This is a genomic window from Microbacterium yannicii, from assembly GCF_024055635.1.
GTDB lineage: Bacteria > Actinomycetota > Actinomycetes > Actinomycetales > Microbacteriaceae > Microbacterium > Microbacterium yannicii.
Genome location: NZ_JAMXMB010000038.1, coordinates 47,710 through 59,137 on the forward strand (window position 1 = coordinate 47,710; position 11,428 = coordinate 59,137).

General features: G+C 68.4%; 9 protein-coding genes. 6 read left to right on the forward strand and 3 right to left on the reverse strand.

Annotation, left to right across the window (positions count from 1 at the left end; translation table 11 throughout):
• Positions 1–116: 116 nt before the first annotated feature.
• Entirely contained in the window at positions 117–497 is a 381-nt protein-coding gene (locus NCG93_RS17125) for a DUF485 domain-containing protein (protein ID WP_194412954.1), read from the forward strand.
• Complete coding sequence (locus NCG93_RS17130; protein ID WP_194412955.1) at positions 497–2,110, forward strand: monocarboxylic acid transporter; 1,614 nt, start codon at positions 497–499, stop codon at positions 2,108–2,110. The genes NCG93_RS17125 and NCG93_RS17130 overlap by 1 nt, the downstream gene beginning before the upstream one ends.
• A 352-nt stretch (positions 2,111–2,462) precedes the next feature.
• Here NCG93_RS17130 and NCG93_RS17135 read toward each other — a convergent pair whose 3' ends face one another.
• On the reverse strand, positions 2,463–2,957 hold the full coding sequence (locus tag NCG93_RS17135; RefSeq protein ID WP_194412956.1) for a hypothetical protein: 495 nt from the start codon (positions 2,955–2,957) through the stop codon (positions 2,463–2,465).
• A 554-nt stretch (positions 2,958–3,511) separates the two neighbouring features.
• Between NCG93_RS17135 and NCG93_RS17140 the strand changes: the two genes are divergently transcribed.
• Together NCG93_RS17140 and NCG93_RS17145 are read left to right on the forward strand one after the other, a co-directional pair.
• Positions 3,512–5,170, forward strand: coding sequence for a sensor histidine kinase (locus NCG93_RS17140; protein WP_194412957.1), 1,659 nt, complete (start codon positions 3,512–3,514; stop codon positions 5,168–5,170).
• Between the two features lie 94 nt (positions 5,171–5,264).
• Complete coding sequence (locus NCG93_RS17145; RefSeq protein ID WP_308212197.1) at positions 5,265–5,840, forward strand: response regulator; 576 nt, start codon at positions 5,265–5,267, stop codon at positions 5,838–5,840.
• A gap of 112 nt (positions 5,841–5,952) precedes the next feature.
• On the opposite strand, the gene NCG93_RS17150 is transcribed toward NCG93_RS17145, so the two are convergent.
• Together NCG93_RS17150 and NCG93_RS17155 are read right to left on the reverse strand one after the other, a co-directional pair.
• Positions 5,953–6,525 (reverse strand): YdeI/OmpD-associated family protein, encoded by a 573-nt coding sequence (locus NCG93_RS17150; RefSeq protein ID WP_194412958.1) that lies wholly within the window; start codon positions 6,523–6,525, stop codon positions 5,953–5,955.
• A gap of 85 nt (positions 6,526–6,610) precedes the next feature.
• Positions 6,611–9,250: a carbohydrate-binding protein gene (locus NCG93_RS17155; RefSeq protein ID WP_194412959.1), complete on the reverse strand. Its 2,640-nt coding sequence runs from the start codon at positions 9,248–9,250 to the stop codon at positions 6,611–6,613.
• Between the two features lie 231 nt (positions 9,251–9,481).
• Here NCG93_RS17155 and NCG93_RS17160 point away from each other — a divergent pair, with 231 nt between their 5' ends.
• Together NCG93_RS17160 and NCG93_RS17165 are read left to right on the forward strand one after the other, a co-directional pair.
• A complete protein-coding gene (locus NCG93_RS17160) occupies positions 9,482–10,186 on the forward strand; it encodes a DUF899 domain-containing protein (RefSeq protein WP_194412960.1) in 705 nt (234 codons plus the stop codon).
• A gap of 61 nt (positions 10,187–10,247) precedes the next feature.
• A complete protein-coding gene (locus NCG93_RS17165) occupies positions 10,248–11,399 on the forward strand; it encodes a DUF4232 domain-containing protein (RefSeq protein WP_194412961.1) in 1,152 nt (383 codons plus the stop codon).
• Positions 11,400–11,428: the final 29 nt, after the last annotated feature.

Sequence of the window (11,428 nt, forward strand, 5' to 3'; positions counted from 1 at the left end):
CCGACGACGAGCGGCGTGCGTCCCTCGCGCAGCCGGCCGAGCGCGAGCATGGTGCCACTGTCAACGCAGCGGCGCGGCCGACGGGCGCGCCGAACCCCCCTCGAAGGAGAGACGCCATGGGCAACGAAGCCCCGCGTGCCGCCACGGACCTCGCAGAGGTCGACTACGGCGCGGTCCAATCGTCAACCGAGTTCCAACGACTACGACGCACGCACCGGAGCTTCGTCTTCCCCGTGCTGGGCGCGTGTCTGGTCTGGTACTTCGCGTACGTGCTGCTCGCGACGTACGCGCACGACTTCATGTCGACCCCGGTCTTCGGCAGCGTGAACATCGGCATGGTGCTGGGCATGGCGCAGGTGGTCACCACTTTCGCCGTGACCACCTGGTACGTGCACTACGCCAACCGCCGTCTCGACCCCCTCGCCGCTGAGATCCGTGACGGGATCGAGGACGGCACCTTCCAGAACGGCACCTTCACGAACGAGGAGTCACGCTGATGCGGTACTTCGCAGCGGCGAGCACATCGCCCGGTGAGCCCTGGCTCAACATCGCCATCTTCGGCGCCTTCGTCGCCGTCACGATGGTCATCGTGTTCCGCGCGAGCCGGAACAACAAGACCGCCGCCGACTACTACGCCGCTGGGCGTTCGTTCACCGGCGGCCAGAACGGGTCGGCGATCGCGGGCGACTATCTGTCGGCCGCATCGTTCCTCGGGATCGTGGGCGCGATCGCGATGACCGGCTACGACGGATTCCTGTACTCCATCGGGTTCCTGGTGGCCTGGCTGGTGGCACTCCTGCTCGTCGCGGAGCTGCTGCGCAACACCGGCAAGTTCACGATGGCCGACGTGCTGTCGTTCCGTCTCAAGCAGCGTCCGGTGCGCATCGCCGCAGCGACCACGACCCTCGTCGTCTGCTTCTTCTACCTGCTCGCGCAGATGGCAGGTGCCGGTGGCCTGGTCTCGCTGCTGCTCGGCATCGGCGACCAGCTCGGTCAGGCGATCGTGATCACGGTGGTGGGCGCGCTCATGATCCTCTACGTGCTCATCGGCGGGATGAAGGGCACCACGTGGGTGCAGATCATCAAGGCGGTGCTGCTCATCGCCGGCGCCGGCGTGATGACGGTGTGGGTGCTCGCGCTCAACGGGTTCGACTTCTCGGCGCTGCTCGACAAGGCCGTCGCCGTCGCAGAGAACCCGGCGATCCTCGAGCCCGGCATGAAGTACGGCGTCTCGGAGGTCGCGAAGATCGACTTCCTGTCGCTCGGACTCGCCCTCGTGCTGGGCACCGCCGCGCTGCCCCATGTACTCATGCGGTTCTACACGGTGCCCACGGCGAAGGAAGCGCGCAAGTCGGTGGTCTGGGCCATCTGGCTGATCGGCATCTTCTACGTCTTCACGCTCGTGCTCGGCTACGGCGCGGCGGCACTCGTCGGCCCGGCGGTCATCGCCGCGGCACCGGGCGGCCCGAACTCGGCGGCACCCCTGCTCGCGTTCTCGCTCGGCGGTCCGCTGCTGCTCGGCCTCATCTCGGCGATCGCGTTCGCGACGATCCTCGCGGTCGTTGCCGGTCTCACGATCACGGCGGCAGCCTCGTTCGCGCACGACATCTACGCGTCGGTCGTGAAGAAGGGCAAGCCCGAGCCGGGCGCGGAGGTCAAGGTCGCGCGTCGCACGGTCGTCATCATCGGCATCGTCGCGATCATCGGCGGCATCGGCGCGAACGGGCAGAACGTCGCGTTCCTTGTGGCTCTCGCATTCGCCGTCGCGGCGTCGGCGAACCTCCCGACGATCGTGTACTCGCTCTTCTGGAAGCGCTTCACCACGAAGGGCGCCCTGTGGAGCATGTACGGCGGTCTCGCCTCGGCGATCCTGCTCATCATCTTCTCGCCGGTGGTGTCGGGCTCCGAGACGTCGATGCTCAAGACGGAGGCGATCGACTTCGCCTGGTTCCCGTTGTCGAACCCGGGCATCATCTCGATCCCCCTCGCGTTCCTGCTGGGCTGGATCGTGAGCGTGCTCGACAAGACCCCGGAAGACCCGGCGAAGCAGTCCGAGATGGAGGTGCGCTCGCTCACCGGCATCGGTGCCGAGAAGGCGGTGAACCACTAGCAACTCGAGGATGAGCGAGGGCCGGTCGGGATGCTCCGACCGGCCCTTGTTCGTGGGCTGATCGAGACATTCGCCGATGGCAAGAGTAAGGGCCGGTCGGAGAGGCTACCGACCGGCCCTTGTCCCTTGCACCAAGAGTGTCCTGCAATCACATGCCGGTAGCTGCCACAGCAAAACAACTACCGTGCAAGCACTCTATAACGGCGAGATAACGAAGGGAAGTGTCTGCCGTTATCTTTTTGTGATGAGTTTCCTGAGCGTCGTGGCAGGCCAGCGCGGTGCGTCGCCGCGACGGTACCGTGACACGGCGTCGAGCTGGGCTGCCACGCTTTCCCACCGCCGCCGCCCACCGTCAACCGGCCTGAGCGGGCACATCGCCGCTGGCCCGGCGCCTGACCGACCGCGCGTGTACCGGGCGCATCAGCTGGACGCTCGCCCAGACGCACGGCAAGAGTACGAGCAGGCTGAGCACGATCCAGGGCACGCCCGCGAAGACGGGGACGAGGCTGAACAGCGGCGGGAGCAGGAACAGCAGCGGAACGACGATCGGAATCACGCGACTGCGCCAGAGGGCGAAGGCCAGAATCGGCAGCGCCAGGGAGTACCCGCCGAGGCCGACGAGCAGGAGGATCAGAAAGAACGGTTCGTTGAACAGGTCCACCGCCATTGCGACCCTCGTGTTCACGTCCGCATCGGACGTCAGCGCGAGGAGCGTAGCCGATTCGTATCCCATCAGCAGAAGAAGTGCGATCGAGCCCAGCATCCCGACGATCAGGCCGATGAAGCCGAGTGCCCGACCGCGACGTCCCGCGATCACGAAACCGCCGATCCCGAGCGCAGCCAGCATCACGAATACCGCACCGCAGGTCTGCACCGCCTGCCCGGCGAATCCACCATGACTCCCTTCCGCGATCGCTCTGAACTGCTCCTCGTTGGTCTCGAAAGCGCCGGAGTACATCAGGCCTGGGATGACGAAGATGCAGAGGGGAGCGAGCGTGATTCCGATCGCTCCCAACCAGCGAAGCACCGATTGACTACGTGGCATGGCTACCTCCGGATCCGCGCCTCGGGGTGAGCCGCATCTGGAGTGATCTTGTCTGGCGTCCTCGTGTCGACGCGTCAGGCAGGACGCTCGGCTGTCTAGACCGAACGTCTTGACTGCGAACGCGTGAGGGAGGATGTGGGGTCCGACCCAGGTCTGATGCGGTCCCAGCCTCGCCGCAGTACGCTCGCGCCATGTGGCTGCGCCGCCCCTCGCTCGCGGACGCCATTCCGGCTGTGCTGTGCGGAGTCGCCGTGGCGGTCACCCTGCTGCCCAAGACGTGGTGGGGACTGCCTGCTGCACTGGTGGTGACAGGGCTCATCATGATGATGCCGCAGCGACCGCTCACAGCAGGAGCGTTGCTGACGGCGGTCTACGCGGCGCTCTCACTCGCCGGCCTGATCCCCGGCAGTGCCGCCTATCTGGCGCCGCTCTTCGTCGCGGTGTATTCGCTCGGCCGGTATGCGCCGCTCTGGCAGGGCGCCCTGGTCGCACTTGTCTTCGCAATCGCGTCAGTGGAGATGTGGATCAACCCGCAGGCGATCGCATTCTTCGTCGCCTTGACCGGGTGCATTTTCGCCTACGGCCGGGTGGTCCAGCTCCGCGCACAGAAGGCTCAGCGCGCGAGAGCGTCGGAGAGTGAACTGCAGTCCGCGGATGCCGCGATGCTCGCCAGCCGGATCGTCGCAGACGAGCGAGCTCGCTTGGGTGGACAGTCGCTGGGGCTGCTCCGTGCCGCAGTCGAGAGCATGCGAGTCGATGCCGCAGCAGCAAGAATCGAGCTCGACGTGCGCCTCATCGATTCGGTCTGCGAGCGAGGGCGCCTGGCCGTCACCGAGTTGCGGTGGCTGCTCGGGATCCTGCGGTCTGAGTCGGTGGCCGACCCACCGATGAGAACCTCCAGTGTCCGGAGGTGGATAGTCGATGTCCTCCTCGCGACGGCCCTGCTCGTGCTCTGTGTCTGGGAGACCTGGCAACAGGTGTGGGGACCGCCCACCCCGCTCGCCTGGGCGCTCGCGGTTGTGCTCCCGGCCTGTGTGGTGGTGCGGCGGCGCTACATCGCGCTCGCCTGCGGTCTGGCAGCGACCGGTGTGGGCGCGGCCCTGCTTACCGGCATTCTGCCCACTGTCGGGAGCCTCTTCTGCATGGTGCTGCTCGCGTGGTCGGCGGGTTCCGCCGGCCGGCCGTTGGTCTGGGGGATCTTCGGGGCGCTCGCCGTCGGCACGGCTATCTGGGGCGCCCGCCATGATCCCGAGAATTGGGAGTTCACGTTGGCGCTTCTTGCGCTTCCGGCGTTCGCGGGGTTCGAGTGGTCGGCTCACGACCGCGTCGCCCGGGCTGCCTCCGCTCACGCCGATGAGCTGCGGGCCGAACTCGAAGCCCGCGTCGAAGCGGCCCGCCGCGAGGAGCGACTTCGCATCGCTCGCGAGCTGCACGATGTCGCCAGCCACGCCGTCGGTGTGATGGTGATGCAGGCCTCGGCCGCTTCAGCATTGCGCGAACGCCAGCCTGGAGCGGCGAGGGACGCGTTGAAGACGGTGGACGAAGCCGCGGCGCAGACCTTGGAAGAACTCGACGTGATGTTTCAGCTGCTCGACTCCGGCGCGATCGGTGGGCCGGGTCTCGCGAGCGCGAGCCCCGAGCCGATCCAGACCCTCATAGACCGGATGCGCAGGACCGGGCTCGACATCACGCTCGAGCAGGCACCGGTGCCAGCGCACCTGGGCGGTGTGGTCTATCGGATAGTCCAAGAGAGCCTGACGAACGTCGTGCGTCACTCCAACGCCCGGCATGTGCGCGTCATCGTGGCACGCGAAGCGGGTCAGCTGCGTGTTCGTGTCGTGGATGACGGGGCGCCGACCCCGGATAGACCCTTTCTGGGTGCAGAGCCGCCGGGTTTCGGGCTCACTGGTCTCGGAGAGCGGGTGGACGGAGTGGGCGGAGCGTTCCGTGCTGGCTGGCGCGCGGAGGGTTTCACGGTGGAAGCATTCCTCTCGATCGAACCGGTGAAGTCATGATGGACGGATCGCCGATCCGCGTGCTGGTCGCCGATGACCAGCACCTGATACGAGGGGGCTGCGGGCGATCATCGACGCGCAGCCAGACCTCCGGGTGGTCGGGGAGGCGGCGGACGGAGCGTCGGCAGCACGCGAGGCGGTTGCAGGTCGCGCCGACGTTGTGTTGATGGATGTGCAGATGCCGGGCGTGGACGGAATCGAGGGCGTGCGGCTGGTGATCGAAGCGCGACCCGAGGCGCGCGTTCTCATGCTCACGATGTTCGACCTCGACGACTACGTTCTGCGCGCCCTCCGCGCCGGGGCGAGCGGCTTCCTCCTGAAGACCACCCCACCGGCCGACCTCACTGCCGCGATCCGCGCCTCCCGGGATGGGACGATGCTGTTCGCCCCGTCGGTGACCCGACGCCTGGTGGAGTCGTATGTGAACCAGCCCACCCCGGTGGACGGCGTGCCTGAGCGGATTGCGAGTCTGACCCCGCGCGAACTCGACGTGTTCCAAGCAATCGCGCGGGGGTTGTCGAACACCGAAATCGGCGCGCAGCTCTACATGGGTGAAGCCACGGTGAAAACCCATGTCACCCGAATCCTCGCGAAACTCGGTCTCCGCGACCGAGTGCAGGCTGTCGTACTCGCATATGACAGCGGCATGATGCGGCCGGCGATCGATTGACTGGCATGGCACCCTGGGCGTCCCGAGCGGCCGGGGAGAACGGGCAACTCCCACGCTTGCGGCGTTGTGGAGAGACCGCCGTCCGGCGAACTCGATCTGCCGATCCGCCGCCTCAGTAGATCGATTCGCCGCGCTTGAGCATCTCGGCGTACTCGGCGGCGCGCGCGGTGCGCGACTCAGGTCGCTTGAGGTTGCCGACGCGGAAGCTCATCGCGAACCGGTTCTGCGCCGACTGCGCGGCGAACGCGGCGGCGATAGTCGGGTCGGCGTCGAGGGCTTCCTGCAACTCCGCGGGGAGGTCGCGGTCGCGCTGGCGGTAGGCGGCATCCCATCGTCCGTCCGCCTTCGCCCGATCGATCTCACGCTGACCCTCGGGTCGCATGCGGCCCTCTTCGATCAGTCGCGTCACATGTCCGATGTTGACCTTCGACCAGATGCTGCGCGGCCGTCGCGGCGTGAACGCCTGAAGGAAGTAGTCGGCGTCGAGAGCCTGCTTCTGCCCGTCGATCCACCCGAAGCACAGTGCGACATCGAGCGCCTCGGCGTACGTGATCCCCGGTCTGGTCGTCGCCGTCTTGCGGAGGCGGAGGCGAACCCCGGCGGGATCGGGGGCGGACTCCAGCCAGTTCTCCCACTCCACGACGGTGTCCACGTGCAGCTGGGGCTTGTCGGCATGGGCGACCATGGCCGAAATGCTAGCCAGAACGACCGACACCGGATGCCGCGGGGCACAGGCGCCCGCGGCATCCGGTGTCTTCAGCTGAGGCCGTTCACCTGATGCGATCCCACGGGTCGTGCTTCGACGACCCGGGTTCGTCGCCGCGCGACCACCACTTCGCGCGCCAGAGGCTGCCGCCGGACGACACGACATCGCCGGTGTCGAAAATGCGCGACGCGGTCCAGACCGCGACACCGGTCGGGGTCGCGGCGATCTCCTGCCAGGGGCCGTTCTTCTTGGCGCCCGGTCGCTGCCCCTGCGTCCACCACGACGCGACCCACACCGCGCCACGGGAGCTGACCACGTCGCCCTTGTCGTACACCGCGCTCGACGACCATTCGTGCGTGGATGCCGCCGACGTGTCGTCTCCGACCACGATGCCGCGGCCGTTCGTCGCCAGGTAGACGCGGCCGAACACGTCGGGATCACCCTCGATGTCGGCCCCTATCCAGCCCCACTCGTGCTCATCGTCGTTGATGCGCGCCCACGTCGCTCCACCGTCGATCGAGCGGTAGACGCCGCGCACGCCGTCGCGCGAGGCAGCCGTGTACACCGCCGGGCCCGGCGCTCCGGGCGCCGCCTTGCCGAAGCCGACGGCGTCGGCTTCGTCGAAGCCCTCGACCGCAGTCCAGGTCGAGCCGCCGTCGGTCGAGTGCCACAACCCGTACACGCCGCCCTCGTCGGACCCGCCCGCAAGCCAGAGATCGCCGAGGGCGCCTGGCGTCGAAGCGAATCGCACCAGGTTCTCGGCAGGCAAGGTGCCCGACGACACTGCGGCGAAGTGCGCACCAGCGTCCTCCGAGCGGAAGAACACCCCGCCGGCGAAGGCGTACACGCGCGACGCGTCGACGCGGTCGCTCTCCACACGCGCGCCCGCCGGCAGCCCGGTCACGTCGGTGAACGTGACGCCGCCGTCCGACGAGTGTCGCACGGCCGCGCCGTCGGGCGCCCACACGATGCCGGAACCGTCGGCGTTCACCGTGACGGTGCCCGATCCGGTCGCGCCGTCGGCTGCAGGCGATGTCGTCCATGAGGCGCCGGAATCGGTGGATGCCGCGACCACGCGTGCGCCGCCGCCGTCGGTGCCGGCACGCACGATGACATCGGGCACGAGTCCCGCGGCATCCACGCTCGTCCCTCCGCCGAAGTACGGAGCGCGGAAGCTCTGCGGCACAGTGCCCAGGTCGTCGTGCACGAAGCCGCCGAGATCGAGCATGGCCGACACGAGGTCGACCTCGCCGGCGGGGGCGACGAGGTCTTGAATCGCCGTCTCTTCGATGCCGAACGCCTCGGGCGTCAGATGGATCTTGCCGCCCGGCTGATCCCACGCGGTGAGGTCATCGCTGCGGTAGATGGTCGCGCCGGTGCCGTACATGAGCTCGTCGGAGTCGAACGGGTCGATCTCGAGCGCCGACACCATCCAGCCGAGCTTGGGAGCGGGCTCCGACCAGGGCACCGGGGGCGCGGCGTCCTTGCCGAAGGTCAGCCATGGCACCCCGTCGACCGACTGCTCGTAGCGGGACAGGAACGTCGTGCCGCCCTCGGGCGGATACGCGTACTCCCAGATCGGGCTCCATGTGGCGCCGCGGTCGGTCGAGCGGAAGATCAGGATGTCGGGCCACCACTGGATCTGCGACGCGACCATGATCGTGTCGGGGTCGCTCTTGTCGACCGTGAGGCCGCCGAAGCCGAAGTCCACGCCCACCGGGCGGTAGGCCGGTGTGATGTTCGTCCACGACCCGTCGTCGAGGCCGTAGCGCCACACCTCCCCGTCCGACCCGTCGTACGGGCCCGACGTGCTGCTCGTCGTCAGGTACAGGAATCGGCCGGCCTCGTCGATCACGCCGTGGTGCGGAAGAAAGCCCTTCGGTGCGCCGGCCACGGGACCCCATGTGGCGCCCGCGTCGTCGGAGCGGTAGAGGATGTCGTCGGTGTCTGCGACCGCGGTGAAAATGGTCCTCGTCGGTTCACCGGCAGAGGTTGCCGTGGTGTCGAAAGCGGTCCACAACACCCCCAGGTTCTGCATCAGGTAGGAGTTGCCCGACCCCGCGTCAGGCACGAAGTCGCCCACGTTGGGGAACGAGTCCACTCGCGAGAACGTCACGCCCGCGTCGGTCGAGCGCCAGAGGCCCTGGCCGGACTCGGCGCCGTAATACAGCACGTCGTTGTCGCTCGGGTCGACCTGGAGGCGCTCGCCGATGCCGCGTCCGGGCATGTTGCCGCCGACCTTGAAGGGCAGCGGGGAGGCGTCCCAGGTGGCGCCGCGGTCCCCCGAGCGGAGAATGGCGCCGTTTTCCGGATCCCACTCGTTCGTGTACATGCCGGTGGCGACGTAGACGCGGCTGGTGTCGACCGGATCCGTTGCCAGGCTGAGTACACCGAGCCGGTTCCAGTCATCCCATCCGACGTGGTCGAGCAAGGGCACCCACTCGTCCGTGGCCCGGTCGAGTCGGTACGCGCCGCCGATGTCGGTGCGCGCGTAGACGAGTCCCGGCTCGGTCTGGTTGTAGACGATGCCCGGCACGTACCCGCCGCCCGAGATGGCCGCGTTCGACCATTCGTAGGCGGGGACGGATGCCGAAGCCTGCGTCGCCGCGCGGTCCGGTGCCGCGGTCGCGGGCGCCGCGACGGCGAGCGGAACGACCACGCCGGTCGCGACGACGAGTCCGACCGCGGAACGTCTGAATCTCACGATGAGCACTCCTGTTGTGTTCGGTGACGGTCCACTTCGACCGTTCGCGTTGAGTTGACTGCTCGTACGGTATCGAAGCGCTTCGAACATGTCGAGGATGGAGCGGAGATTGGCGCCCCCGCAGGCGGGACGACCGAACCGCTCATCGCCTTCCGGCGACCGAAGCCTCTTGACGGCGGCATCCAGATGTGTACAGTGTGAACATACTCACTCGCACACTCGGAGGTTCCGATGCAGAGCACGACCCAGCAAGCCCTTCCGCCCGTGGTCGACGCCGAGACGTGGCGCCGTGAGCTCGACGATCTCCGCATCCGCGAGAAGGCGGCGACGAGGGAACTCGATGCGATCGCCGCGCAACGACGACGGCTGCCGATGGTGCGGCTGCCCGAATACACGCTCGTCGGCAACGACGGGCCGGTGCGACTGGCGGACGTCTTCGAGGGCAAGTCCCAGCTCATCGTCTACAACCACATGTGGTTCGAGGGCAAGGAATGGCACTGCCCCGGGTGCACCGGCTTCACGTCCCAGTTCACGCGGCTGGAGTTCCTCGAGCCGTACGACGCCCGTTTCGTGATCGTGACGCAGGGCCCCATCGACGAGGCGCTTGCATACCGCGAGAAGGTCGGCAACCGCATGGAGTGGTACTCGACCGCCGACAGCCCGTTCGGCGCCGACATGGATGCTCCGGCCGGCGGCGGCTTCGCAGTGAACGTCTTCCTGCGTGACGGCGACACCGTCTACCGCACCTGGCACACGAGCGGTCGGGGCACGGAGCAGCTGAGCCACGAGTTCCCGCTGATCGACCTCCTTCCCTACGGCCGGCGGGAAGAGTGGCAGGACTCGCCGGAGGGGTGGCCGAAGTCCGACACCTACGACGGCTGGTTCACCTCGCAGAAGATCGCAGAGCTGTACGGCCCGGGCTCGGCCCAGCGCTGAGAGCGACGGATGGCGCGGGCGTGCCCGCCGCCGGTCGCGGCATCCGCCAGTATGAGAGGCGATGCGCACTCTCTCCACCGGTCGCCTGCTCGCGTCGAGCACCCTCGCGGCCGCCCTCTGGCTTGTCGTCGTCATCGTCCGCTGGGCGTTCTCGCAGATCCAGAGCGGGGCGGCCCAGCTGAGCACGCTGGTGCCCGAGGTGATGCCGTCCGGGCTGCTGTGGGGCGAGAGCGGCGGCTGGTTCGTCATCGCGGTCGTGATCGGCGCGATCGCGGTGGCGATGGTCCACGCGCTCCTCACGACACTGGCGGGCAGGGCCGGCGCGCTCTTCGTGGCTTCGTGGCTGGCGACCGTCGCCGCAGGAGCTCTTGTCGGGCTCGCGTTCGACATCGCGACGGCGTGGAGCTCGCTCGCGATGTTCGGCCCGCGCGGGCTGCTGGTGGGGGAGTTCGGCGCCGGCGCCGCAGCGGGTGCCCTCTGGGGCCTGGCGGCCGGATGGATGCCGGGGCTCGTCGCCCGTGTGCCCGCCCCGGCACATTCACACTCCGGTGGGGCGACGCGGGTCCGGCGCCCCGTGTGGCTGCTGCCGGCGGCGGCCGTCGCGGTCGTCGCCGTCGTCGCGGGCGGAGTCCTGGCGGACCAGGCACGCACCGACGCGATCCAGGCGGAGGTCGACGCGCAGCGCGAGATCGAGGCGCAGAACACCTTCGGCGCTCTGCCCGACCCGAACGCGCAGGGGGAACCGGTGCCGACGGCGGCTGCAGCATCCGGCGAACTCGATCCGCAGTGGTGCACGCGCGACAAGGCGACGCTGCTCAAGGGCGAGCCCGACGCGGCCACCGGTCACCGCGGGCTGGCGATCCAGCTCATGAACTTCTCCGAGGAGCCCTGCGTGATCGAGGGCTATCCCGACATCGCGTTCGGCGACCAGAATGCCCACCTCCTCGCCGTCACGATCGAGGCGGGGAGCTCGTTCATGACGCAGGACCTCGGCCCGCAGCGCATCGAGGTGCCCGCGGGCGGCTATGCCGTGGCCCACCTGGGTTGGGACGCGGCTTCACCGCATGGTGCGCTCGTGACGAAGACGGTCTACGCGGCGCCCACCGCCGGCATGGAACGTGGCTCGTGGCCCATCGACCTCGACATCGTCGAAGGGTCGACGGTCGCCGTCACCGCGTGGGCGCTCGACCCGGACCCGTTCCCCTCGGAATGACGAGACGCGGATGCCGCATCCCGGCCGGG